The organism is Kitasatospora sp. NPDC028055 (assembly GCF_040637885.1).
GTDB lineage: Bacteria > Actinomycetota > Actinomycetes > Streptomycetales > Streptomycetaceae > Kitasatospora.
The window spans coordinates 37,981-60,965 of the sequence record NZ_JBEZXE010000049.1 but is presented as its reverse complement, the minus strand read 5'-3'; the positions used below and the strand labels follow the sequence as shown (position 1 = coordinate 60,965).

The 22,985-nt window shown below is 74.5% G+C and carries 20 protein-coding genes; 6 read left to right on the top strand and 14 right to left on the bottom strand.

All coding sequences use genetic code 11. The features are described from left to right. Nucleotides 1–141 precede the first annotated feature (141 nt). Together AB0F71_RS33235 and AB0F71_RS33230 are read right to left on the bottom strand one after the other, a co-directional pair. Nucleotides 142–873, bottom strand: a complete 732-nt coding sequence (locus AB0F71_RS33235) for a hypothetical protein (protein ID WP_360242550.1) — start codon at nucleotides 871–873, stop codon at nucleotides 142–144. 40 nt (nucleotides 874–913) lie between these two features. Beyond that, a complete protein-coding gene (locus tag AB0F71_RS33230; RefSeq protein ID WP_360242547.1) occupies nucleotides 914–1,417 on the bottom strand; it encodes a GNAT family N-acetyltransferase in 504 nt (167 codons plus the stop codon). A 163-nt stretch (nucleotides 1,418–1,580) separates the two neighbouring features. Here AB0F71_RS33230 and AB0F71_RS33225 point away from each other — a divergent pair, with 163 nt between their 5' ends. The 3 genes from AB0F71_RS33225 to AB0F71_RS33215 all read left to right on the top strand — a co-directional run bounded on the left by AB0F71_RS33225 (nucleotide 1,581) and on the right by AB0F71_RS33215 (nucleotide 3,667). Then, on the top strand, nucleotides 1,581–2,069 hold the full coding sequence (locus AB0F71_RS33225) for an LURP-one-related family protein (protein ID WP_360242544.1): 489 nt from the start codon (nucleotides 1,581–1,583) through the stop codon (nucleotides 2,067–2,069). Nucleotides 2,070–2,183: 114 nt separating this feature from the next. Then, nucleotides 2,184–3,074, top strand: a complete 891-nt coding sequence (locus AB0F71_RS33220) for an NAD(P)-binding domain-containing protein (RefSeq protein ID WP_360242541.1) — start codon at nucleotides 2,184–2,186, stop codon at nucleotides 3,072–3,074. 23 nt (nucleotides 3,075–3,097) lie between these two features. Next, complete coding sequence (locus AB0F71_RS33215; RefSeq protein WP_360242538.1) at nucleotides 3,098–3,667, top strand: GNAT family N-acetyltransferase; 570 nt, start codon at nucleotides 3,098–3,100, stop codon at nucleotides 3,665–3,667. Nucleotides 3,668–3,731: 64 nt separating this feature from the next. On the opposite strand, the gene AB0F71_RS33210 is transcribed toward AB0F71_RS33215, so the two are convergent. Both AB0F71_RS33210 and AB0F71_RS33205 read right to left on the bottom strand, forming a co-directional pair. After that, on the bottom strand, nucleotides 3,732–3,956 hold the full coding sequence (locus AB0F71_RS33210; RefSeq protein WP_360242535.1) for a hypothetical protein: 225 nt from the start codon (nucleotides 3,954–3,956) through the stop codon (nucleotides 3,732–3,734). Continuing rightward, complete coding sequence (locus tag AB0F71_RS33205; RefSeq protein WP_360242533.1) at nucleotides 3,953–4,228, bottom strand: PhdYeFM domain-containing protein; 276 nt, start codon at nucleotides 4,226–4,228, stop codon at nucleotides 3,953–3,955. The genes AB0F71_RS33210 and AB0F71_RS33205 overlap by 4 nt, the downstream gene beginning before the upstream one ends. A 105-nt stretch (nucleotides 4,229–4,333) precedes the next feature. On the opposite strand from AB0F71_RS33205, the gene AB0F71_RS33200 reads away from it, so the two are divergent. Together AB0F71_RS33200 and AB0F71_RS33195 are read left to right on the top strand one after the other, a co-directional pair. After that, entirely contained in the window at nucleotides 4,334–5,284 is a 951-nt protein-coding gene (locus AB0F71_RS33200; RefSeq protein WP_360242530.1) for a hypothetical protein, read from the top strand. A 128-nt stretch (nucleotides 5,285–5,412) separates the two neighbouring features. Next, a complete protein-coding gene (locus tag AB0F71_RS33195) occupies nucleotides 5,413–6,294 on the top strand; it encodes a class I SAM-dependent methyltransferase (protein WP_360242527.1) in 882 nt (293 codons plus the stop codon). Between the two features lie 36 nt (nucleotides 6,295–6,330). On the opposite strand, the gene AB0F71_RS33190 is transcribed toward AB0F71_RS33195, so the two are convergent. After that, nucleotides 6,331–6,981, bottom strand: coding sequence for a response regulator transcription factor (locus tag AB0F71_RS33190; RefSeq protein ID WP_360242524.1), 651 nt, complete (start codon nucleotides 6,979–6,981; stop codon nucleotides 6,331–6,333). After that, nucleotides 6,945–8,309, bottom strand: coding sequence for a sensor histidine kinase (locus AB0F71_RS33185; protein WP_360242521.1), 1,365 nt, complete (start codon nucleotides 8,307–8,309; stop codon nucleotides 6,945–6,947). Before AB0F71_RS33185 ends, AB0F71_RS33190 begins: the two co-directional genes overlap by 37 nt. 263 nt (nucleotides 8,310–8,572) lie before the next feature. Between AB0F71_RS33185 and AB0F71_RS33180 the strand changes: the two genes are divergently transcribed. Beyond that, nucleotides 8,573–10,618 (top strand): serine hydrolase domain-containing protein, encoded by a 2,046-nt coding sequence (locus tag AB0F71_RS33180; RefSeq protein WP_360242518.1) that lies wholly within the window; start codon nucleotides 8,573–8,575, stop codon nucleotides 10,616–10,618. A gap of 59 nt (nucleotides 10,619–10,677) precedes the next feature. Here the strand turns inward: AB0F71_RS33180 and AB0F71_RS33175 are convergent, their stop codons facing one another. The 8 genes from AB0F71_RS33175 to AB0F71_RS33140 form a co-directional block, all read right to left on the bottom strand. Further along, complete coding sequence (locus tag AB0F71_RS33175; protein ID WP_360242515.1) at nucleotides 10,678–10,944, bottom strand: hypothetical protein; 267 nt, start codon at nucleotides 10,942–10,944, stop codon at nucleotides 10,678–10,680. A 73-nt stretch (nucleotides 10,945–11,017) separates the two neighbouring features. After that, nucleotides 11,018–12,127, bottom strand: a complete 1,110-nt coding sequence (locus tag AB0F71_RS33170; protein ID WP_360242512.1) for a class I SAM-dependent methyltransferase — start codon at nucleotides 12,125–12,127, stop codon at nucleotides 11,018–11,020. Nucleotides 12,128–12,182: 55 nt separating this feature from the next. After that, nucleotides 12,183–12,923, bottom strand: coding sequence for a 3-oxoacyl-ACP reductase FabG (gene fabG, locus AB0F71_RS33165; RefSeq protein ID WP_360242509.1), 741 nt, complete (start codon nucleotides 12,921–12,923; stop codon nucleotides 12,183–12,185). Beyond that, complete coding sequence (locus AB0F71_RS33160; RefSeq protein WP_360242506.1) at nucleotides 12,920–13,960, bottom strand: beta-ketoacyl synthase N-terminal-like domain-containing protein; 1,041 nt, start codon at nucleotides 13,958–13,960, stop codon at nucleotides 12,920–12,922. Before AB0F71_RS33160 ends, fabG begins: the two co-directional genes overlap by 4 nt. After that, a complete protein-coding gene (locus AB0F71_RS33155; protein WP_360242503.1) occupies nucleotides 13,957–15,189 on the bottom strand; it encodes a beta-ketoacyl-[acyl-carrier-protein] synthase family protein in 1,233 nt (410 codons plus the stop codon). The genes AB0F71_RS33160 and AB0F71_RS33155 overlap by 4 nt, the downstream gene beginning before the upstream one ends. After that, nucleotides 15,186–15,434 (bottom strand): acyl carrier protein, encoded by a 249-nt coding sequence (locus AB0F71_RS33150; protein ID WP_360242500.1) that lies wholly within the window; start codon nucleotides 15,432–15,434, stop codon nucleotides 15,186–15,188. Before AB0F71_RS33150 ends, AB0F71_RS33155 begins: the two co-directional genes overlap by 4 nt. 117 nt (nucleotides 15,435–15,551) lie before the next feature. After that, nucleotides 15,552–15,758, bottom strand: coding sequence for an MbtH family protein (locus AB0F71_RS33145; protein ID WP_360242497.1), 207 nt, complete (start codon nucleotides 15,756–15,758; stop codon nucleotides 15,552–15,554). A 104-nt stretch (nucleotides 15,759–15,862) separates the two neighbouring features. Further along, on the bottom strand, nucleotides 15,863–22,966 hold the full coding sequence (locus tag AB0F71_RS33140; protein WP_360242553.1) for an amino acid adenylation domain-containing protein: 7,104 nt from the start codon (nucleotides 22,964–22,966) through the stop codon (nucleotides 15,863–15,865). Between the last annotated feature and the right edge of the window lie 19 nt (nucleotides 22,967–22,985).

Below are 22,985 nucleotides of genomic sequence, written 5' to 3'. Positions count from 1 at the left end.
CGGTCTGAAAATCACCCGTCACGCCCCTCTCCGCACCCACCCCCTCCACCGCCCCCTCCCGCAGCGCGTCCCTCTCGCCTGGGTCGGGTGGGGGGTGGGGGTTGGGGGGTGGGGGGGTGCTGGGGGTGGGTGCGGTGCGGGTCAGGGGAGGAGGCGGAGGTCGGTGGTGGGGTGGGTGGCGGTCTGGTGGCGGAGGAGGTGGGGGCCGAGCCAGAGGGCGAGGTCGAGCTGTTCGCCGGGGCGGGTGAGGGTGGCGGTGAGGTGGTCGGCGAAGGCGTCGAGTTGGTCGGGGGTGACCTGGCGGCCGGTGTAGCGGGTGGTGTGTTGGGTGGGGAGTCCGGCTGCGCGGGCGGCGAGGGCGCGGGTGATGTCGTCGGGGCCCGGGGGTGGGGTGGGGGTGCTGGGGGTGGGGGTGGTGGGCGTTTCGGTGCCCCACCAGAGGGTCAGGTCGACGTCTGCGGGCTCTGGGCCGAGCAGGGTGCGGGCGGCCGTCCAGTAGCCGTCGGCGCCGGAGGCGTCGATGCCGAAGGTGGCCTCCACCAGGCCGTGGTGGCGCAGCAGGGCGATGGTCTCGCGGGCGTGGGCGCGGAGCACTGCGTAGGTGTCCAGGGGGTACGGCTCGCGTCGGGCGGGGGTGAGGACCAGCCAGTGGTCGTAGCGGTGCTCGGTGGCCCGGCCGGGGCGGGGGCCGAGGAGGTCGGCGGGGTCGGTGGAGATGCGGACCCGCATGGTGCTGCCGCCGTCCGGGGCGGGGGTTTCGCCCCAGGGCCCGCCGTCCGCCCCGTACCGGAGGCCGAGCAGGGTGGCCAGTTCGCCGGTGGTGGGGGCGAGGCCCGCGGGCCAGCGCAGGTGGAGGTCGGCGTCGACGGACACGGGGTGCTCCTGGGGCTGCCGGGCGGGGTCCGCTCGGATGCTACGGGTGCGGAAGATCGGCCTGCCAGCGGATTTCGCCGTCCACGGTGTGCGGGGTGGGGTGCAGGCCGAGGGTGCGGGCGATGCGGGCGGAGGCGTGGTGGTCGGGGTGGATGTGGGCGACGGCGGTGGTGAGGCCGGCGGTGGTGAGGTGGGTGAGCAGGGTGCGGGCGGCCTCGGTGGCCAGGCCGCGGCCCTGCCAGGGGGTGCCGACCACCCAGGCGAGTTCGGCCTCGGCGGCTGCGGGGCGGACGGTGGCCTGGACGTAGCCGGTGATGGCGCCGTCGGCGCGCAGCCGCAGTACCCAGTTGCCCCAGAGCTCGGCCGGGTCGGGGGAGCCGGCGGCGAGCCGGGTGCAGCGGGCGTGCCACTGCGCGGGGGTGGCGGGGCTGCCGCCGGTGAAGGCGTGCAGGGCCGGGTCGGCGAGGGCGGCGGCGAGTTCGTCGGCGTGCTCGGGGGCGAGGGGGAGGAGGTCGAGGCGCTCGCTGTGGAGGGTGATCAGCATGGTGGTTATTGAAGCGGGTGGGGGCGAGGGGGTGGAGGCGAGACGGGTTGAGGCGAGGGGGGTGGGGTCGAGGGGGGTGGGGTCCTGCGCGCGGCGGTGCTTTGCGGTGGGGGTGGGGGAGGGTCGAATGGGTGGTTCGAGTTCGACGACGGAGGAGGTCCACGTGCGGTATCTGGTCAGGGAGAAGCTGTTCGCGGTCGGTGACGACTACTGGATCGAGGACGACCGGGGGCACAAGGCCTACCTGGTGGACGGCAAGGTGCTGCGGCTGCGGCACACCTTCGAGCTCAAGGACGTGCACGGGCGCGTGGTCGCGGTGGTGAAGGAGAAGATGCTCACCGTCCGCGATGCGATGAAGATCGAGGACGCCGACGGCGAAGTGGTCGCGACCGTACGGGAGAAGCTGTTCACCCCGTTCCGCGACAAGTACCTGGTGGAGCTGGCCTCCGGCGGCGAGCTCAGGATCCACGGCAACCTGATCGACAAGGACTACCGGGTGGAGAACCACCACGGCGACCAGCTCGCCCGGATCTCCCGCAAGTGGTTCCGGGTCCGCGACACCTACGGGGTGGAGGTCGCCGACGGGGCGGACACCGGGCTGCTGCTCGCGATCGCGGCCTGTGTCGACCACCTGGTGGCGGAGGAGCACTGAGCCACCGGTCGCCATGCCCCCCAGCCCTTCCGACCTCGTCGCTCACCTCGGGGTAACCACCCACTCCGAAGTGCGTACTTGATCATGGACGCGGCTGGGCCGAGGCTGATCGGCATGGCACAGAACACAGTTGAGACCTCGCCCAGGACCCCCGTCACCCTGCTCGGCCTCGGCGCGATGGGCACCGCGCTGGCCCGCACCTGGCTCGCCGCCGGGCACCCGCTCACCGTCTGGAACCGCACCGCCGCCCGTGCCGAACCGCTCGCCGCCGAGGGCGCCGTGGTGGCGGCCACTGCCGCCGAGGCCGTCGCCGCCGGGCGGCTGGTGGTGGTCTGCCTGCTCGACGACGACTCCGTCGAGCAGGCGCTGGACGGGGTGGAGCTGGCCGGGAAGGACCTGGTCGACGTGGTCACCAGCACCCCCGAGCAGGCCAGGGCCCGGGCGGCCTGGGCCGAGGCGCGCGGGGCCCGCTACCTGGACGGCGGGATCATGGCCGTGCCGCCGATGATCGGCGTCCCGGAGGCCGGGGCGTACGTCTTCTACAGCGGTTCGGCGGAGGTCTTCGAGGAGTACCGGGAGGTGCTGGGCGTGCCGGCCGGGGCCCGGTACGTCGGCGCGGACGCCGGGTACGCGGCGCTGCACGACGTGGCGCTGCTCAGCGCGATGTACGGGATGTTCGCCGGGATCGCCCACGCCTTCGCGCTGGTCCGGGGCGAGGCGGTGGCGCCGAGCGAGCTGGCGCCGCTGCTGCGGGAGTGGCTCACCGCGATGGCCGGATCGGTCGAACGGACGGCGGCGCAGCTGGAGAGCGGGGACTACACGAGTGGCGTGGTCTCCAACCTGGCGATGCAGGTCGCGGGCAAGGGGACGCTGCTGCGCACCGCCGAGGAGCAGGGGGTGAGCGTCGAACTGCTGTCCCCGTACTTCCGGTTGATGGAACACCGGTTGGCGCTCGGCAGCGGCGCCGAGGACCTCACCGGAGTGGTCGACCTGCTGCGGCGGTGAGGGCCGGCCGGTAACGTACCGGCATGGCTGACCTTGAAGAACGCGCCAATGTCGTCGCGTCCGGCCCCCGGCAGACCGGTGCGGGGGTGGGCGTCCGCCGACGCCGCGCCGCCGACCTCGCCGACTGCGTACGGGCCCTGGGCGACGTCCACACCACCGACGGCTACCCCGCCGAGTGGCCCGAGCGGCCCGCCGCCTGGCTCAGTCCGGACGGCCTGCTGGCCGCCTGGATCGCCGAGGCGGACAACCGGATCGTCGGCCACGTCGGCCTGGTCCGCAGCGGCCCCGGCGACCTCGCCCCCGGGCTGTGGAGCCTGCGCACCGGCGGCAGACCGGAACTCACCGCCCTGATCGGCCGCCTGTACGTCGCCCCGGCCGCCCGCGGCCGCGGGGCCGGCACCCGGCTGCTCGCCCACGCCGTGGTGCACGCCCGGACCCTCGGGCTGCACCCCGTGCTCGACGTGCTCGCCACCGACACCGCCGCCCTGGCCCTCTACCGCCGCCTCGGCTGGACCCTGCTCGGCAGCGGCGAACAGCGCTGGGCCTCCGGGCGCACGGTCGAGGTGCACTGCTTCGCCGCGCCGCGGGGGTAGGGCCGGCGGGTGCGGATCGGCGGCTCGGGCGATCGGGCGGCTCGGGCGATCGGGCCGCCGGACGTCAGTTCCGGGTGTAGAGCGGCAAGCCGTGGGCGGCCGCCGTTGCCGCGATCATCAAATCCATGCGGTGAGGCCGGGGATCGCGCTTGACCTGGATGGTGAGCGCGGTCAGCGTGCCGAATCTCCGAGCTGCCTCCCGGTCGAACGGGAGCGTGGTGAGCCGGCAGGAGCCGTGGGTCGATCTGAGGCAGGTGTCGAGCAGCCCGCGTTGGTGTCGCCCGGTCACGCCTGCTCCCACGGGTCGTCGTCGCCGACCCGGTCCTCGTCGCCGTAGAAGGCATCGGCTTCGGCACGGATCTCTGCTGCGTCGATCACGGGTGCGTTCTGCCACTTCCGTTGGAGCTCTTCGACGGGGACGAACCGGCGGCGACGGCTGATCGGCCGGACCTCGGCGATCGCGGTGCCGTTTCGGGTGATGTGGTAGATCTCTCCGGCTTCGACGTCGTCGAGCACGGCCTTGGACCGCGCCGCGAGTTCGCACTGCGTGATGGTCTTCATGGAGCCATTGTGTTGCGGCGAAGGCGAGGGGATCCCCCGGCGGGGGGAGGGGGATGGTCATGCCGGGGGAGGCCGGGGCCGGGGCGGGCGGGTGAGCCTGGGGCCATGGTGAACAGGGAGTGGGTGCGGGACGGTCGGGCGGTGGTCGGCTGGGGCCTCGGGTACGCGGGGTTCGGGGCGGGCTGTGGGCTGAGCGGGACGGCGCTGTGGGGGACCGGCTGGGTCGGGTGGGCGGTCGCCGGGGTCGGGGTGGTGGCGGTCGGGGCCGGGGTGGCGACGGTCCTGGGGCGGCCGGGGCGGTGGCTGGCCGGGGGGTTGTGGCTGCTGTGCGGGCTGGCCGCGGCGGCGTCCTGGAGCCTGCTGATGGACGTGGTGACGCTGCTGTTCGGGCAGGCCGTGGACAGTGTCCCGGACGCGGTGCACAAGGTGCTGGCGGCGGCCGGGGCGCTGCTGCTGGCGCGCACCGCGCGGGCCCGGGGGCCAGTCCCGGCGCGGGCGGCCTTGCGGCCGGCGCCCTCGGCGGCCCCGGCCACCGTCCAACTCGCGGCCTGGGCTGGAACCTTGGCCTTCGTGCCGTACCTGGTGATGAAGCTGGTCTGGGCCTCCGGCGGCAGCTTCGCGGGGATCAGCGGCGACCGGATGTACGCCGACTACGTGCGCAACGGCTCCTCCGGGCTCTGGCTCACCCTGGAGCGCTGGGGGCTGGACGGCACCGTGCTGCTGGCGGCGGTCGGGGTGTTCCTGCTGTGGGGGCTGGTCCGGCCGTGGGGACAGGTGTTCCCCCGCTGGACCCTGCCGCTGCGCGGCCGGCCCGTACCGCGCTGGCTGCCGCTCACCCCGGCGCTGATCGGCGCGGTCACGCTGGCGCCGTACGGGCTGCTCGGGATCGGCTACCTGTCGCTGTGCGCGGCCGGGGTGGTCGAGATACGGGTGGGCGCGCTGGGAACGCCGGAGCAGGCGATGCAGATCGGGTGGGTGGGGATGTGCGCGTTCGCCGGGTACGGCATGGCGCTGGCGGTGGCCACCCGCTCCTACTGGCGGCGGACCGGGGCGTGAGCGGGGCCGGGGAGGGAGGAGTGTTTGCTGAGGCGGCAACAAAGCTTGCCGATACGGGATGGTCGGTCGCAGCCTGGCGGTGGAAGCTACCTTCGACCCACCGACCCATGCACCGGAGAGGGAACACCATGTCCGCACACCAGCACCAGCAGCACGGGCACGGCCACGGGCAGGTCCCGGCCGCCGACCTCGACTGGGACGCGCTCGCGGCCCACCTGGAGCGGGAGGCCGACCTGCGGGCCGACGCCGTCACCGCGGCCGGGCAGTGGCTCGCCGGCCTCGCCGGGGACGGCACCGTCCGCCGGATCCTCGACGTCGGCGCCGGACCCGGGGTGATCGCCCAGCAGCTCGCGGCCGTCTTCCCGGCCGCCGAGGTGGTCGCCGTCGACCGGTCCGCCGCCCTGCTGGAGCGCGCCCGGACCCGCTCCGGCGGCCGGCTGGGCACCCAACAGGCCGACCTGCCCGCCGAGTTCGACAAGCTCGGCGAGGCCGACCTGATCTGGTCCGGCAACGCCATCCACCACCTCGGCGACCAGCAGGCCGCGCTCACCGCGCTGGCCGGACGGCTGCGCCCCGGCGGCCTGCTCGCCGTCGCGGAGAGCGGCCTGCCGCCGCGCTTCCTGCCCCGCGACTTCGGCCTCGGCCGGCCCGGCTTCCAGGCCCGGCTGGACGCCGCCCACGAGGACGGCTTCGCCGCCATGCGGGCCGAACTGCCCGACACCACCGAGGAGATCGAGGACTGGCCGGCCATGCTCCGGCGGGCCGGACTCGAGCCCAGCGGCACCCGGACCTTCCTGGTCGACCACCCGGCGCCGCTGGCCCGCCCGGTCCGCGAGTACCTGCACACCCAGCTGGTCCGGCGCCACGACCAGCTGGCCGAGGCGATCGACCCGCGGGACCGGGCGACCCTGGAGGCGCTGATCGACGAGGACGCGCCGACCGGGATCCTGCGGCGGGCGGACGCCTTCTACCTGTCGGCGATGACGGTGCACACCGGGCGCAGGGGCTGAGCGGGCCGCCGCGCGGGGCCGGGATCCCGGCTGGGGTCAGGGAGCGACCTGGAGGAAGGCCAGTACGGCCAGGACCCGGCGGTGGTCCTCCTCGGAGGGGGGCAGGTCCAGCTTGAGGAAGATGTTCGCGGTGTGCTTCTTCACGGCCCGCTCGGTGATCACCATCCGCTCGGCGATGGCCCCGTTCGAGCGTCCCTCCGCCATCAGCTCCAGGACTTCGCGCTCACGCGGCGTCAGGCGCTCCAGCGGACCGCTGCGGCCGGTGTTGTTGACCAGCATCGCGATCACCTGCGGGTCCAGCGCGGTGCCGCCCGCCGCCACCCGGTGGACCGTCGCCACGAACTCGTCGGGGTCGAAGACCCGGTCCTTGAGCAGGTAGCCGATCGCGCCGCTGCCGTCGGCGAGCAACTCCTTGGCGTAGAGCTGCTCCACGTACTGGGAAAGCACGAGCACCGGCAGACCGGGGATCTGCCGGCGCGCTTCCAGAGCCGCCTGCAGGCCCTCGTCGGTGAACGTCGGGGGGAGTCGTACGTCGACGACTGCCACGTCCGGCCGTTCGGTAAGGAGGGCCTGCAACAGGTCCGGTCCGGTGTCCACCGCGGCCACGACCTCGAAGTCGTAGGCCTGCAGCATCCGGACCAGACCGTCCCTCAGGAGGAAGAGGTCCTCCGCGAGTACAACTCGCACGGCAGCTCCATCGTCAGGGTCGTGGGGCCGCCGAGCGGACTGCGGACGGCCAGGACTCCGTCGAAGGTAGCAAGCCGGCGCTCCAGGCCGCGCAGGCCGGTGCCGCGCGAGGGGTCGGCGCCACCGGTGCCGTCGTCCGTGACCTGGGCCTTCAGGGTGCCGTTCTCGTACCAGAGTTGGACGTCGACGTGGCTCGCGCCGGAGTGCTTGGCGGCGTTGGTGAGCGCCTCGGAGACGGCGAAGTAGACGGCGGACTCGACCGGGGCCTCGGGGCGGCCGGGCAGTTCGGCGGAGACCGTCACGTTCAGCGGGCTGTCCATCCCGAGGGCCCGGACGGCGTCGGCCAGGCCGCGGTCGGCCAGCACCGGCGGGTGGATGCCGCGGACCAGGTCGCGCAGCTCGTTCAGGGCGGAGGCGGAGGCCTGGCGGGTCTCGGCGAGCAGCTGCTTGGCGGCCTCCGGGTCACGCTCGACCAGCCGCTCGGCGACGCCCAGGTTCATGCCCATGGCCACCAGCCGGGCCTGGGCACCGTCGTGCAGGTCCCGCTCGATCCGGCGCAGTTCGGCGGCCTGGGTGGTCAGCGCGTCGCGCCGGGTCTCGGTGAGGTGGGCGACCTTGCGCTCGGCGGCCAGCGCCTCGGCCCGGGCGGTCGGGCCCAGCAGCGCCTTGGCGAGCCTGGTGTGGCCGCGCAGGGCGGCCGGGGCGAGCGCCAGGCCGGCCAGCATCACCGGGACGCCGAACAGGGCGGCGGTGCCGGCGGCAGCCGAGTCGGTGACGTGGATCCACAGGTACCAGGTGTTGCCGCCGTGGTCGGAGATCGACTGCCAGACCTGCGGCAGCACCAGGCCGAGGACGCCGTAGCCGACCACCAGGAGCGGGAACAGCGCCACCGTGAGGCCGATCACCGGATCGACCAGCAGCCAGAGCAGATCGCGCCAGGTGGCCTGGTCCGACAGCAGCGCCTGGCAGCGCTTCCAGGCCCCCTGGAGACCGGGCGCCGTCTCCGGCAGCGGCTGGTAGGGGTCACGGATCTCGACGCCGGCCCAGCGGGCGGCGAGCCGGCGCCGCAGCCCGGCCAGGCCGCGGACCGCGAGGATCGTGGGCGGCACCAGCAGCGCACCGACCGCGAGGCCCATCAGCGAGGCGGCGACCGAGGCGGCGACCAGCAGCAGCAGCTGCGGCACGGCGAACGCGGCCAGCGCGGGGCCCCGCAGCAGGGACCGGACGGCGTGGCCCAGCATGCCGAGCGGGTTGCGCCGGCGGCGGCCGCCCGTGGTGTCGGTGTTCTGCACGTTGTTCACAACTCCCGTGGTGATGCTGCTGGTCATGACCGCTCGGCCCTTTCCGTGACGGCCTCGCGGCCGGTATCCCTACCCGTTGCTTGCTGACGACATCCAGACTGCCGCCCGCCGTCGCTCCGATCACTGGGCCCTGGACCCCTGTTGGTGGTACCTGGGTACACCCCCCGATCGACGCCCAGAGGCCATGTCCCGGAAACGGTGCCCGGCCTAGTGTTGCGGGTGTCGGGAAGCGACCCGCCGCGAGGGCGCCGGAGCTTCCACAAATCACTTGTATCGAACGGGAGTTCATCATGAGCGTGCGACGCGTCGAGGGGAACCGGCCGCTGGTCCGGCGGGGTTGGGTGCGACTGGTCCTGGTGCTCGCGGCGATCGGTCTGTTCCTGTACGGGCTCACGCCGGACCGGGCCCACGCGGCCACCGCTACGGCGGGCAGCGGCAGTTCGGCGGCGGCGGGCGGCTCGACGGCGCCACCCGACCCCGGATCGGTGAAGCGGCTGTTCGACGAGCTCGTGCCGAAGCTGCTCGCCGAGCACCGGATCCCCGGCGCGGCGGTCAGCGTGGTGGCCGGCGGCCGGCAGGTCTTCGCCGGTGGCTACGGCGTCTCCGACGTGCCCGGGCACAAGGCCGTCGACCCCGACCGGACCGCGTTCTTCATGGGCTCCGACGCCAAGGTGTTCACCGCTGTCGCCGTCCTCCAGCAGGTCCGGGCCGGGAAGTTGGACCTGCACGCGGACGTCAACACCTACCTGTCCAAGTTCAGGATCGAGGACAGCTACCCGGGGCACCCGGTCACCGTCGAGAACCTGCTCACCCACACCGGCGGCTTCGACGACACCTTCATGGGGCTGGCCGAGGCCGGGCCGCAGCACGTCGGGAGCCTGGGCGACGCGCTGGCCGCCCACCAGCCGGACCGGGTCCGGGCCCCCGGGGTGGTCGCCGCGTACGACAACTACGGTGTGGCGCTCGCCGGTTACCTGGTCGAGGTGGTCTCCGGACAGCCCTTCGACCAGTACGTCGCCCAGCACGTGCTGCAGCCGCTCGGGATGGAGCGCACCACCTTCACCCAGCCCCACCCGGCCGCCGTCGACGCCGAACTCGCCCACGGCTACCGCCCCGAGGGCGACGGCCAGACCGAGACCAAGGGCCTGTACGGGCCGCTCACCCCCACCGGCGCGGCCGCCGTCACCACCGTCACCGACATGGGGCGGCTGATGCTCGCCCTGCTGAACGGCGGCTCCCTGGAGGGGCGTTCGATCCTGGACCGGGACGGCACCGCGCAGCTGCTCGCCCGGCACTTCGGGCCCGACCAGCGGATTCCCGGGATGGCGTACCTGCTCGAACAGCGCAACCGCAACGGACAGCAGCTGCTGGTCAAGGACGGCGACGTGCCCGGATTCCACAGCAACCTGGCGCTGCTGCCGGAGCGGGGCGTCGGGCTGTACGTGACCGTCAACGGGGACGGGGAGGACTCCACCGGGGGATGGATGACGCAGCAGGTGCTCAACGCCTTCGTGGACCAGCTCTACCCGGCGCCGGCCGCCGCCGCACCCGCGGTGGTCGGCGGGGACCTCGGGAAGTTCGCCGGGGACTACCGGTCGACCAGGGTCAGCCAGTCCAACCTGACCAGGGCCTCGGCGCTGATGGGGTCCGTGCACGTGGCCGCGCAGGGCGCGGAGCTCGTCGTGAGCGGGCCGGTGAGCCGGGATCCGCAGGTGGGCGAGACCCGGTGGCAGCAGGTGGAGCCGGGGCTGTTCCAGCAGGTGGGCGGCAGCGCCCGGATCGCCTTCGAGCTGAACGGGGACGGGGACGTCGTCTCGATGCTGACGGACGGCGACCCGACCGTCGCCTACCAGCCGCTGGCCTGGTACCAGGCGCCGGAACTGCACCAGCGGGTGGCGCTCGGGAGCCTGGTGGTGCTGGCGCTCACGGTGATCGGGTGGCTGGTCGCCGCGGTGGTGCGGTCGGTGCGGGGCAAGGGGCGGGCCGGGGCGCCGGCGGCCCGACTGCTGGGGTGGGTGACGGGGCTGGTGCTGGTCGTGGCGACCGGGTGCTTCGCGCTGCTGACCTCGGACTCCAACGCCCTCAACCAGACGCTGTTCCTGGGGGATTCGGCGCTGCTGACGGTGGTGCCGGCGATGTACCTCGGAGCCCTGGGGCTGACCCTGCTGACGGTGGTCTGCGCGGTCCTCGCCTGGACGCGGGGCTGGTGGGGGGTGTTCGGTCGGCTGCACTACACGGTGGTGGCGGTGGCGGCGGTGCTGTTCCTGCTGCTGGCCGGTGGCTACGGCCTCATCGGGACGGGGCACTTGGCGGGCTCCTTGGATCTGATCGGGTGAGGTGGGAGCGGACGGTCACGGCCCCCGGCGGCGCGCCGGGGGCCGCTGGGCGTCGGGCGTCAGGCGACGATCTGCCAGGAGGTGGTGGGGACGGGAGGGCGGAGGGAGACGTCGTGCCAGCGGACGGTGCGCCGGGTGGGCGGGGCGGTGGCGGCTGCCGCGGTCAGGGCGGCCCGGTGCTGGAGGAGGAGAACGGTGAGGGTGGCGGCGATCTCCTCGGGGGTGAGGTCCTGGTCGGTGCGGAAGAGGACGGGGCGGCAGGGGGCGGGGCGGCGGGCGGCGGGGCGGCAGAGGGTGGGGCGGAGGGCGGCGGTGCGGTCGGTCACGGGAGTCTCCGGGTGAGGGAACCCCGACGGCCCCGACGCGGGGCGTCGGGGCCGTCGAGGGGGGATGGGTGGGTCAGGCGTGCTTGACCAGGAGGAGGCGGTGCATGGGGGTGTCGAGCAGGGCGACCCGGCGCAGGCCGGCGTCGGCGAGCCACTGGTCGTAGTCGTGGACGGTGAAGGCGTCACCGCCGCCGGTGGCGAGCATGGAGGCGGCGAAGAGGCGGAAGAAGCGGTTCTGGGTGTTCCCGTCGGTGCTGTCCTCGTCGACGATGTGGTCGGCGATGGCGATGACCCCGTCCTCGGTGAGGGCCTTGGCCGAGCGGAGGAGGAGTTCGCGGGCCGACTCGGGGGTCTGGAGGTGGAAGATGTTGACGAAGAGGGCGACGTCGACGCCTGTGCCCCAGTCGTCGGACCAGAAGTCGGCGATCTCCGGGTTGAAGCGGTCGGCGACGCCGAGGCGGTGGGCCTGGGCGTTGGCGATCGGGACGATCCGCTCGGCGTCCAGGGCCCGGGCGTTGAGGCCGCTGAACTCCTGGAGCAGCAGCTGGCTGTAGATGCCGGTGCCGCAGCCGACGTCGAGCAGGGTGCGGCCGGCGCCGTCGGTCCAGCCCTGCTCGCGGAGGGCGTCGGCGAGGGTGGCGGTGATCGGCGGGGCCCAGAAGTTGATGCCGCGGACGAGGGAGGTGTAGTCCTCCTCGGAGATCTGGTTGAGCTGCTGGGAGCCCTCGGAGTTGCGGGCGCCGGTGCGGACGTTGGTGGCGAGGTTGCGCCAGGCGCCCCAGGCGACGTTGCGGTCGTGCCGGATCTTGCCGACCAGGCTGTACAGGCCCTCGGGGGCGAAGACGTCGTGCATCTCCGGGGGCAGGGTGTAGACGGCCTGGCCGTCCGCCGCGCGGCTGCGCTCGACCACGTCGTAGGCGGCCAGGCCGTCCAGCAGGACGCGGGTGGCGCGCAGGTCGGTGCCGAGCCGGCTGGAGAGCTCGCCGGCAGTGGCCGGGGCGGCGATCAGGGCGGTGAAGGCGCCGAGGTCGTGGGCGGCCTCGATGACGCCGGTGGCCCAGATGCCGATGAGGTGCTCGTACATCCGGTGGGCGGCGTTGACGCCGGTGCCACGGCCGGGGAGCAGCTCGGTGTCGACGAGCGGGGTGTGGTTGTCGAAGCTGCGCACGGCGGGGATGGTCATGGTCGTTTCTCCTAGTCGAGGTGGGCGGTGCGTCTGGTGCGTCCGGTGCGTCTGGTCACAGGACGATTCCGCCGTCGATCTGCAGGACCGAGCCGGTGAGGTAGGCGGACTGCGGGCCCGCCAGGAAGGCGACCGAGTCGGCCACCTCGTCCGCCGTGCCGAAGCGGCCGAGCGGGATGTGCTTGAGGGCGTCGGTGCGTTGGGCGTCGGTGAGCACCGAGGTCATGTCGGTCTCGATCATGCCGGGGGCGACGGCGTTGACCCGGACCCCGTACCGGCCGACCTCCTTGGCCAGGGCGCGGGTGAGCGCGATGATGCCGGCCTTGGAGGCCGCGTAGTTGCTCTGGCCGGGGTTGCCGTAGACGCCGGAGACGGAGCTGAGGGTGATGATCGAGCCGCCGCGGCGCTTGACCATCGGGAAGGCCACCGCGCGGCAGAGGTTCGCGGTGCCGGTCAGGTTGGTGTCGGTGACGGACCGCCAGTCGTCGTCGGACATCAGGAGGAGCGGCTTGTCGCGGGTGATTCCGGCACTCGCGACGGCGACGGTGATCGGGCCGAGCTCCTCCTCGGTACGGGTGACCCAGGCCCGGACGGCGGCGGCGTCGGTGACGTCGACCTTCGCGGCCAGGACAGCGGCGCCGAGGGCGTCGAGCTCCTTGCCCAGGAGGTCGGCGGCCTGCCGGTCGGACTGGTAGCAGAAGCTGACCGGGTGCCCCTCGGCGGCGAGCCGCAGGGCGGCGGCCTTGCCGATGCCGCGGGAGCCGCCGCTGATCAGGACGGTGCCGGGAGTGCTCATCGGTCACCGCCGGTGAGGCGCAGGACGGCGCAGGCGGCCAGGCCCTGGTGGTCGAGCGAGGCGATCACGGCGAGGCGGCCGGCGGCCGCGGGGTCGTGCTCGGCCAGGGACAGGACGGTGGTGAGGGAGAAGACGGTCGCGGCGGAGCCGGTGTCGCCGAGCAGGTCGGGGACCCGCTCGACGGCCTCGGAGCCGACCAGCTCGGCGAGTCGGTCGCGGGCCGGCTGCCCGGTGACGGCCGCGGCCCAGACCTGCTCGGGGGTCGCGCCGGCCTGGGCGAGGGCGTCCCGGACGGTGGCGGCCAGGGCCGCCTGCGGGTCGTCGTCGACGTCCAGGCGGACGTCCAGGGCGAGCAGTTCGGCCAGCACCCGGCGGCCGGGCGGCAGGGTCCGCGCGGTCTCCACCAGCAGGACGGCGCTGCCCTCGCCGCCGGGCCGGTCGCGCTCCCCGGCCAGCCACTCGCGGGTCTCGGACTGCTCCTCCACCGCGCCGACCAGGGCGCGTTCGGCGCGGCCGGCCGCCAGCAGGCGGCGGGCGTAGCCGAGGGCGAGCAGGCCGCCCGCGGCGCCGCCGGCCAGGGTGGTGTTGGGGCCCTTGAGGTCGAAGCGGATGGCGGTGGCCGCGGCCGGGCCGTTCATCAGCACGTTCGGCATCAGCTGGGCGGGCACGTCGTAGGGCTTGTCGCCCTCGAAGGAGGCCCGGCTGAACCCGGCGGCGCTCTGGGCGCTGCCGAGGGTGGTGCCGAGGACGAGGGCGGTGCCGCCGCCGGTGGCGATCGGGCTCTGCGCGGCCTCGGCCTCGCCGAGCAGTTCCCGGACAGCGGTGACGGCCAGGCCGGTGGCCCGGTCGAAGGTACGGGTACCGGCCTTGCCGAGCACCTTGCGGGGCTCGAAGTCGGGTACCTGGTAGGCCGGTTGCCCCCGGCCGACCCCGGCCGCGAACGCGTCGCGGCCGAGGCCGAAGGGGGAGACCGCGGACCATGCGGTGATCAGCGGCCGGTCCCGATGGATCGTGGTCGAGCTGGTGCGCTCGCTCATCGGCTGGGCTCCTCCTCGTGGCGCCCCAGGACGACGGAGGCGTTGTTGCCGCCGAAGGCCAGTCCGTTGTTGACCACCACCCGGAGGTCCGCGGGGACGGAGTGGTTGGGCACGCAGTCGATCTGGCACTGGGGGTCGGTGGTGCGGTGGTTGACGGTGGGCGGGACGAAGCCGTGGGCCAGCGCGAGCGCCGAGGCGGCCGCGCCGAGCGCGCTCGCCGCGCCCATCGAGTGGCCGAGCATCGCCTTGAGGGCGACGGTGCGCGGCGGGGTGTCGCCGAAGACCTCGCGGATCGCGCGGGTCTCGGTGATGTCGTTGGTGGGGGTGCCGGTGCCGTGGGCGGAGACCAGGTCCACCTCGGCCGCCTTGACCCCGGCGTCGTCGAGCGCCAGCTCCATGCAGCGGGCGACGCTCGACTGGTCGGGGGCGGTGGGGTGGTGGGCGTCGCAGTTGAGCCCGTAGCCGAGCAGTTCGGCGTAGATCCGGGCGCCGCGGCGCCGGGCGGAGTCGAGCGTCTCCAGGACGAGGACCCCCGCGCCCTCGGCCGTGAGGAGCCCTTCGCGGTGCGCGTCGAACGGACGGCAGACGTCGGAGGAGACCAGGCCGAGCCGGCTGAACCCGGCGAAGGTGCGGCGGCAGATCGCGTCCGCGCCGCCGACGACGGCGATGTCCGCCTCGCCGGTGCGTACGGCGTCGAAGCCGTCGCCGATCGCGTAGTTCCCGGCCGCGCAGGCGGTGCCGAGGACGGCCGGGACGACCCGGGGGAGCCGCAGCTCCCGGGCGATCGCCAGGGCCAGCTGGTGGGCCGGCAGGCGGCCGGCCACCAGCTGGTCGGCCGGGTGCTCCGGCCCGTTGGCGACCGACTCCGCCATCAGCTTGTCCAGCTCGGGCGCCTCGCCGTCGGTGGTGCCGATGGTGATCTGGGCGCGGAGCCCGGCGAGCTCCTGCTCGTCGAGCCCGGCGTCCCGGACGGCCATCCGGGCCGCCGCGACGGCGAACTGGGTGGCGCGGCCGAGCTCCTCGACCGGGAGGCGGTGGATCCACTGCTCCGGCTCGAAACCCTCGACCTCGTGGCCGGAGGTGCGCAGGAACCCGGTGGTGTCGAAGCTGGTGATCGGACCGGCGCCGCAGCGGCCCTCGCGCAGGGCCGAGGTGAAGTCCTCGACCCCGTTGCCGATGCTCGACAGGACGCCGATGCCGGTCACCACCACGCGCTGCGGCGCGGTCATCGGGCGGTCGCCCGGGACAGGACCTCCAGCACGGCGCCCAGGTTGACCATGTTGGGCAGCTCCTCCTGCGGGATGGTGACGTGGAACTCCTTCTCCAGGCGGGCGAGGACCTCGATGGCGTTCAGCGAGTCGGCGCCGTAGTGGTCGATGAAGTGGTCGGTGAGGGTCAGTTCGTCCAGCTCGAGGTCGAGGCAGTCGGCGACGATCTCGCGGACCTTGGACTCGTCGATGGCGACGGCGCTCATGGGTGCTCCTCAGGTGGTGTCGGATCGGTGGTGCTCGGATCGGTGGTGCTCTGGTCGGTGCTGTTCGGGTTGCTGCTGTTCGGGTTGCTGCTGTTCGGGTCGTGGTGCCCGGCCCGGTCAGGCGGTGGCGTCGATCAGGCTCTGCGGGCGCAGGTCGGTCCAGGTGCGCTCGATGTGGTCCAGCGCCTCCTGCCGGGTGCAGGTGTCCTTGACGGTCCGCCAGCCGGCCGGGACCTCCGCGAAGGCGGGCCAGAGGCTGTGCTGGTTCTCGTGGTTGGCGAGGACGAGGAAGGTGCCCTGCTCGTCGTCGAACGGATTGCTCATGATTTCTCGGTCCTTTCGGAAATCCCGGAAATCGTCCGGTGCTCGGGCGCAGTGCCCCCGGGGCGGAATTTCCGGGGTGGCCACCGGTATTTCGGTGCGGTTTTTCAGGATTCGTTGCGGAGGGCGGCGGAGAGGGTCTTTCCGATGGATCGGGCCGGCGCCGGTTCGAGCATCGAGTCGTGGTCGCTGTCGACCGGGTGCCGGAGGATCCGGCCGGTCACGTGCGCCTGCCAGGACTCCTCGTCCGGGTCGCCCGGGGCGCGGCCCCGGGTGGCCGCGAACAGGAGGAGGTCCCCCTGGAAGCGGCCGGGGCGGTGGGCCTCGCCCAGTGCGCTGTGGGTGCGGATCACGCCGAGCAGTCGGACCAGCTCGGTCTCGTCCAGCTCCGCGAGCGCGTTGCCGGCCTCGGCCAGGCGTCGGCGTGCGGTGCCGAGGTCGAGCGGGCCGTCGCCGCGGAGGCCGGCCCGTTCGAGCAGTTCGGCGAGGACGGCCCGGTCGTCCGGTACGTCCTCGGCCGGCGCGCCGGTCCCGGGGTAGCCGTCCAGGTCGGCGAGCAGTTCGACCTGCTCGCCGCGGGCCTGCAGCTGGACCGCGATCTCGTGGGCGACGAGCCCTCCGAACGACCAGCCGAGAATACGATAGGGCCCGGCCGGCTGGATTTCCAGCATTTCGCCGAGATATTTTCCGGCGATTTCCCGGACGGACTCCGGGGTCTTTTCCGGGGAGCGTAGCGCGCCGGTCTGGAAAGCGTACACGGGAATGTCCGCGTCAATTTCCGCGGCGAGCGTCAGGAACGGCCAGCCGAGGCCGACCGCGCCGTGCACGCAGAACAGCGGGCGGCTGCCGCCGGTCGGCCGGACCGCCAGGACCGGCGCGAACGGGTCCTCGGGCGCACCGGTGCCGTCGACCGTGCCGTCGGCCCTGCCGGCCACCAGGGCCAGGCCGGCCACGGTGCGGTGGGCGAAGACGTCGGCGGGGGTGAGCGAGAGCCCGGCCGCGCGGGCGCGGCTGACCAGTTGGATCGATTTCAGGCTGTCGCCGCCCAGCTCGAAGAAGCCGTCCTCGGCCCCGACCCGGTCCAGGCCGAGCACCTCGGCGAAGACCCGGGCGAGGGCGCGTTCGACCGGCCCGTCGGGCGCGCGGCCGTCCGAGCGGGCCACCGCCCGGTCGTCGGCCGCGGGTGCGGGCAGCGCCTTGCGGTCCACCTTGCCGTTCGGGGTGAGCGGCAGGGCGTCCAGCTGGACGTAGGCGGCCGGGAGCATGTACTCCGGCAGTACGGCGGCCAAGTGGGCCCGCAGCGCGGCCGGTTCGGGCCGTTCCGGGCCGGCCGGGACGACGTAGGCGACCAGTCGGCGGACGCCGGGCGAGTCCTCCCGGTCGGTCACCGAAGCCCGTTCGACCAGCGGATGGTCAGTCAGGACGGCCTCGATCTCGCCGAGTTCGATCCGGAAGCCGCGGATCTTCACCTGGTGGTCGACCCGGCCGAGGTAGTCGACCGTGCCGTCCGGCCGCCAGCGGGCGAGGTCCCCGGTGCGGTACATCCGGGAGCCGGGCGGCCCGTACGGGTCGGCGGTGAAGCGTTCGGCGGTCAGGCCGGGGCGGTCCAGGTAGCCGCGGGCGAGGCCGGTGCCGGCCAGGTACAGCTCGCCGACCACCCCCGGTGGCACCGGGCGCAGTGCGGCGTCCAGCAGTCGGATCCGGTTGCCGGCCAGGGCGCGGCCGATCGGCGGGGTGCCGGTGTGGTCGGGCGGCAGGTCGGCGACGAGCGACCAGATGGTGGTCTCGGTCGGGCCGTACAGGTTGCTGACCTTCGCCGCGGCGCCGGTCAGCGCGGCGGCCAGGGCCGGGTCGAGGGCCTCGCCGCCGGTGAGCACGTGGATCCCGGAGAGCGCTTCGGGCCGGGCGGTGACCAGGGCGTGCCACAGCGTCGGGGTGGCCTGCATGACGTCCGCCCCGGTGGCCAGGGCGAGGTCGGCGAGCAGGTCCGGGTCGCGGACGGTGTCGTGCGGGGCGACCACCAGCCGGGCGCCGCCGAGCAGCGGGCAGAACAGTTCCAGGTTGGCGATGTCGAACCCGAAGGTGGTGACCGCCAGCAGGGTCCGCCCGGGGGCCAGGCCGATCCGTTCGGTGAAGTCCAGCAGGTGGTTGACCAGGGCGCCGCGCGGCACCACGACGCCCTTGGGGCGCCCGGTGGAGCCCGAGGTGTAGATGACGTAGGCGGCGTGCTCGGGCCGCACCGGGCCGGCCAGTTCGGCCGGGCGCAGGTGCTCCGGGGGCTGCTCGTCGACCCGGGCGCGGGTATCCGGGTCGTCCAGCAGCAGGAGCCGGCCGGCCTCCAGGCCGGGGACGGCGGCGGCCACCGCGGCGGTGCTGACGGTCAGCACCGGCTGGGCGTCCTTGACCATCCCGGCGATCCGGTCGGGCGGGTAGGTGGGGTCGATCGGCAGGTAGGCGGCGCCGCTCTTGACCACCGCCAGCGCGGCGACCACCAGGTCGGCCGAGCGCGGCAGCGCGATCGCCACCAGCCGGTCCGGCTCCGCGCCCTGGGCGACCAGCGCGCGGGCGAGCCGGTTGGCCCGCCGGTGCAGCTCGGCGAAGTCGAGCTGCAGGCCCGGGAATTCGAGCGCGATCGCGTCCGGGTGGGCGTCCGCGACGGCCTCCAGCAGGGCGGCCAGCGACTGCCCCTCGCCGAGGGCGGCGGCGCCGTCGCCGAGGGCGAGCAGCTCCTCCCGTTCGCCGGGCAGCAGCACCGGGGCGGCGCCGATCGGACGGTCCGGCCGGTCGACCAGCTCGCCCAGCAGGTGCACCAGCCGGTCGGTCAGCCGCTGGGCGCCGGCCGCGCCGAACAGGTCGGTGCTGTACTCCAGCCGGCCCGTCAGGCCGCCGGGGCCGTCCGGGCCGGTGAGCTCCGCGAGTTCGAAGCACAGGTCGAGCCGGGCCACGCCGAGCTCGGCCGCGCCCGCCTCGGCGGTGACGCCGGGCAGCTCCAGCCGGGCGGCGGCGTTGTTGTGCAGGGCCAGCAGGGTCTGGAACAGCGGGTTGCGGCCGTGGGCGCGCTCCGGGCCGAGGGCGTCGACCAGCTTCTCGAACGGCAGGTCCTGGTGGGCGTAGGCGGCCAGGTCGACGGCCTTCACCCGGTCCAGCAGTTCGCGGAAGGTCGGGTCGCCGGAGAGGTCGGTGCGCAGCACCAGGGTGTTGACGAACATGCCGACCAGGTCGTCCAGGGCGTCGTCGGTGCGGCCCGCGATCGGGGTGCCGAGCGGGATGTCCTGACCGGCGCCGAGCTTGCCGTACAGGGTGGCCAGCGCGGCCTGGAGCACCATGAACAGGCTGGCCCCGCTCTGCCGGGCCAGGGCGACCGCCCGCTGGTGCAGTTCGGCGGGGACGGTGAAGCGGACGGCGGCGCCGCGGTAGCCGGCGGTGGCCCGGCGGGGGGCCTCCACCGGGAGCTGGAGCTCCTCCGGCAGCCCGGCCAACTGCTCCTTCCAGTAGGCGGTCTGGCGGTTGAGCAGGGACTCCTGGTCGTCCTCGGCGCCGAGCAGTTCGCGCTGCCAGAGCGCGTAGTCGGCGTACTGCACCGGCAGCGGCGTCCAGGCGGGCGCGCGGCCGGCCAGCCGGGCGGCGTAGGCGGTGGAGAGGTCGCGGGCGAGCGGCCCGTTGGACCAGCCGTCCCCCGCGATGTGGTGGATCACCACGACCAGCAGGTGGTCCTCGGGGCCGGCCGCGAGCAGGGTGGCGCGGATCGGCGGCAGGTTCGCAAGGTCGAAGCCGACGGCGGCGAACTCCGCCGCGGCCCCGGCGAGTTCAGCCTCGGGCAGTTCGCGGACGGGCAGCTCGACGGCGGCCCGCTCGACCGGGAGGACCAGCTGGTACGGCAGGCCGTCGCGGTCCGGGAAGACGGTGCGCAGGCTCTCGTGCCGCCCGACCACGTCGGTCAGCGCGGCGGCCAGCGCGGCGCGGTCCAGCGGGCCGCGCAGCCGCAGCGTCCACGGCAGGTTGTAGGTGGCGGAGGGGCCCTCCAGCCGGTCCAGGAACCAGAGCCGCTGCTGGGCGTACGACAGCGGCAGCAGCTCCGGGCGGGCCCCGGTGGCCAGCGCGGGGCGGACGGCGTCCTGGGTGAGCCGGCCGGCCAGGGCGGCCACGGTGGGCGCCTCGAACACGGTGCGCAGCGCCAGTTCGGCGCCGAGCAGCGTGCGCACCCGGCTGACCAGCCGGGTGGCGAGCAGCGAGTGGCCGCCGAGCTGGAAGAAGTCCTCGTCGATGCCGACGGCGGGCCGGTCGAGCACCTCGGCGAAGGCGGCGCAGAGCACCTCCTCCTGCGGGGTGCGCGGGCCGCGGCCGGTCGGGGCGGTGAGGTCGACCTCGGGCAGCGCCTTGCGGTCCACCTTGCCGTTGGGGGTCAGCGGCAGGGCGTCCAGCACCACCAGGGCGGAGGGCACCATGTACTCGGGCAGCAGCGCGGCGGCCGCGGCCCGGCAGCGGGCCGGGTCGACCGGGCCGGTCAGGTAGCCGACCAGCCGGGCGTCGCCGGCCCCGCCGCGGCGGACCACCACCACGGCGTCGCCGACCTGCTCGATCGAGCGCAGCGCGGCCTCGACCTCGCCGGGCTCGATCCGGTGGCCGCGGATCTTGACCTGGTGGTCGACCCGCTCCAGGAACTCCAGCTGCCCGTCCGGCCGCCGGATCACCCGGTCGCCGGTGCGGTACATCCGGGCGCCCGGCAGCGGGCTGAACGGGTCGGCGACGAACACCGCGGCGGTGCGGCCGGGCTGGTCGAGGTAGCCGCGGCCGACGCCGCGCCCGCCCACGTACAGCTCGCCGGGGACGCCGTCCGGGACGGGGCGCAGCGCGTCGTCCAGGACGTACAGTCCGGTGCCGCGCACGGCCCGGCCGATCGGGGCGCGCACCGAGTCCAGCTCGGCCGGGGAGCCGATCACGGCATGGGTGACGTCGTCCGAGCACTCGGTCGGCCCGTACGCGTTGACCAGCGGGATCGCCGGGTAGCGGGCGAACCAGCGGTGCGCCAGGTCGGCCGGCAGCGCCTCGCCGGTGACGACCAGCTTGCGCAGCCCGTCCAGGACGGGCGGCTCGGCGCCGTCGTCCCAGCTGTCCAGGGCGGTGCGCAGCAGCGAGGGGACGACCTCCAGCACGGTGACGCCCTCGGGGGCGACCAGGCCGAACAGGGCCTGCGGGTCGGCGGCGAGCTCGCGGCCGGTGACCCGCAGCCGCCCGCCGACGACCAGCGCGGCGAGCATCTGCCAGACCGAGATGTCGAAGGTGACCGGGGCGTTGTGGACCAGCACGGTGCGCCCGTCCAGTTCCAGGTCGGCGACCTTGGCGAGCAGGTGGTTGACCATGCCCGCCCGGTGCACCATGGCGCCCTTGGGGCGGCCGGTGGAGCCCGAGGTGAAGATGACGTACGCCAGGTCGTCGCCGGTGCCGCGCGGGGCGGGCGGCCGCTTGGCGGTGTCCGTTCCGAGTTCCAGCACTGGGACGTCCAGGCCGGCCCCGGCCAGCAGTTCGGCGGCCAGGGCGCGCTCGCCGGGTCCGACCAGCAGGGCGCTGATCCGGGCCTCGGCGGCCAGTACGGCGGCGCGTGCGACCGGCGCGGTGACGTCCAGCGGCAGCCAGGCCGCGCCGGCGCCGAGCACGCCGAGGACGGCGGTGACGAAGCCGCAGCCGGGCGGGGCCAGCACCCCGACCGGACCGGTCCCGGCGCCGGCCCGGGTCAGGGCCCGGGACACGGCGCCGGCCCGGGCGGCCAGTTCGCGGTAGCCGAGCCGTTCGGTGCCGTCGGAGACGGCGACGGCGTCCGGGGTGGTCAGGGCGAACTCCTGGACCCGCGCCACCACGTCCGTCCACGGGTCGGTTTCGGCCGGCTCCGGGGCGGGGACGGCCAGCCGGGCGCGTTCGCCGGGCAGCAGCAGGTCCAGCTGCCCGAGCGGGCGGTCCGGCTCGGCCTGGGCGGTGCGCAGCACGTGCAGCAGCCGCTCGGCGACGACGGCGGCCTCGGCCGGGGTGAACCGGGCGGTGTCGTAGCCGATCTGGAGGCGCAGCCGCTCGCCGGGCAGCGCCATCAGGCTGAGCGGGTAGTGGTTGGCGTCGCCGGCCTTGAGGCCGGTCAGCCGCAGTCCGGCGACCTCGCCGGCCAGCGCCTGCGGGTCGAGCGGGTAGTTCTCGAAGACCAGCACGGTGTCGAAGAGGTCGCCGACCCCGGCGTTGCGCTGGATGGTGTCGAGGCCGAGGTGCTGGTGCGGGAGCAGCAGGGACTGGCGGTCCTGGAGTGCGGACAGCAGCTCGGTGAAGCTCTGCGCCGGGTCCAGGTCGACCCGGACCGGCAGGGTGTTGATGAACAGGCCGACCATGCCCTCGACGCCGGGCAGCTCCGGCGGGCGGCCGGAGACGGTGCCGCCGAAGACGATGTCGCGCAGCCCGGTGAGGGTGCCCAGCACGGTCGCCCAGGCGCCCTGCACCACGGTGTTGACGGTCAGCCCGCGGGTGCGGGCCCAGCCGGTGAGCGCGGCGAACTCCCGGGCGTCCAGCTCGACGGCGTGCTCGCCGGGCATGCCGCGCCGGCCGGGCTCGGCGGGCATGTCGCGCCGGCCGGGTTGGGCGGCGGCCGTGCCGGACAGCCGGGTGGGCTCGGTGAAGCCGTCCAGCGCGGCCGTCCAGGCCGCCTCGGCCGCTGCCCGGTCCTGCCGGGCCAGGTGGGCCAGGTAGGACTTGTACGGGGCGGGGCGGGGCAGCGAGGCGCCGCCGTCGGCGTAGCAGGCGAACAGTTCGCGCACCACGACCGGCATGGACCAGCCGTCGAACAGGATCTGGTGGGAGGTCAGCACCAGCCGGTGCTCCCGGTCGCCCAGCCGCAGCAGGCTGAACCGCAGCAGCGGCGGGCGGGCCAGGTCGAAGGGGCGCAGCCGGTCGGCTTCGGCCAGCTCGTCGGCCGCGGCGGGCGTGTCCCGCAGGTCGACCTCGCGCCAGTCCAGCGCGACCTCGCGCGGCACGATCTGCACCGGGTCGCCGTTCTTGCGGTAGCGGAACGCGGCCCGCAGGTTGGGGTGCCGCTCCAGCAGGGCGGTGACCGCCCCGCGGAGCCGGGCCGGGTCCAGGTCGCCGGCCAGGTCCAGCACCAACTGCACGGTGTAGACGTCAAGTTCCTCGCGGTGGTACTGCGCGTGGAACATCAGTCCTTCCTGCAGCGGTGCCACCGGCAGGATGTCGCTCAGA

Coding starts and splice junctions, on each gene's coding strand:
- AB0F71_RS33150 (WP_360242500.1), bottom strand. CDS start 15,434: ATGAGCGCCGTCGCCATCGACGAGTCCAAGGTCCGCGAGATCGTCGCC.
- AB0F71_RS33205 (WP_360242533.1), bottom strand. CDS start 4,228: ATGAAGACCATCACGCAGTGCGAACTCGCGGCGCGGTCCAAGGCCGTG.
- fabG (WP_360242509.1), bottom strand. CDS start 12,923: ATGAGCACTCCCGGCACCGTCCTGATCAGCGGCGGCTCCCGCGGCATC.
- AB0F71_RS33220 (WP_360242541.1), top strand. CDS start 2,184: ATGGCACAGAACACAGTTGAGACCTCGCCCAGGACCCCCGTCACCCTG.
- AB0F71_RS33155 (WP_360242503.1), bottom strand. CDS start 15,189: ATGACCGCGCCGCAGCGCGTGGTGGTGACCGGCATCGGCGTCCTGTCG.
- AB0F71_RS33230 (WP_360242547.1), bottom strand. CDS start 1,417: ATGCTGATCACCCTCCACAGCGAGCGCCTCGACCTCCTCCCCCTCGCC.
- AB0F71_RS33215 (WP_360242538.1), top strand. CDS start 3,098: ATGGCTGACCTTGAAGAACGCGCCAATGTCGTCGCGTCCGGCCCCCGG.
- AB0F71_RS33195 (WP_360242527.1), top strand. CDS start 5,413: ATGTCCGCACACCAGCACCAGCAGCACGGGCACGGCCACGGGCAGGTC.
- AB0F71_RS33180 (WP_360242518.1), top strand. CDS start 8,573: ATGAGCGTGCGACGCGTCGAGGGGAACCGGCCGCTGGTCCGGCGGGGT.
- AB0F71_RS33145 (WP_360242497.1), bottom strand. CDS start 15,758: ATGAGCAATCCGTTCGACGACGAGCAGGGCACCTTCCTCGTCCTCGCC.
- AB0F71_RS33170 (WP_360242512.1), bottom strand. CDS start 12,127: ATGACCATCCCCGCCGTGCGCAGCTTCGACAACCACACCCCGCTCGTC.
- AB0F71_RS33185 (WP_360242521.1), bottom strand. CDS start 8,309: ATGACCAGCAGCATCACCACGGGAGTTGTGAACAACGTGCAGAACACC.
- AB0F71_RS33200 (WP_360242530.1), top strand. CDS start 4,334: ATGGTGAACAGGGAGTGGGTGCGGGACGGTCGGGCGGTGGTCGGCTGG.
- AB0F71_RS33160 (WP_360242506.1), bottom strand. CDS start 13,960: ATGAGCGAGCGCACCAGCTCGACCACGATCCATCGGGACCGGCCGCTG.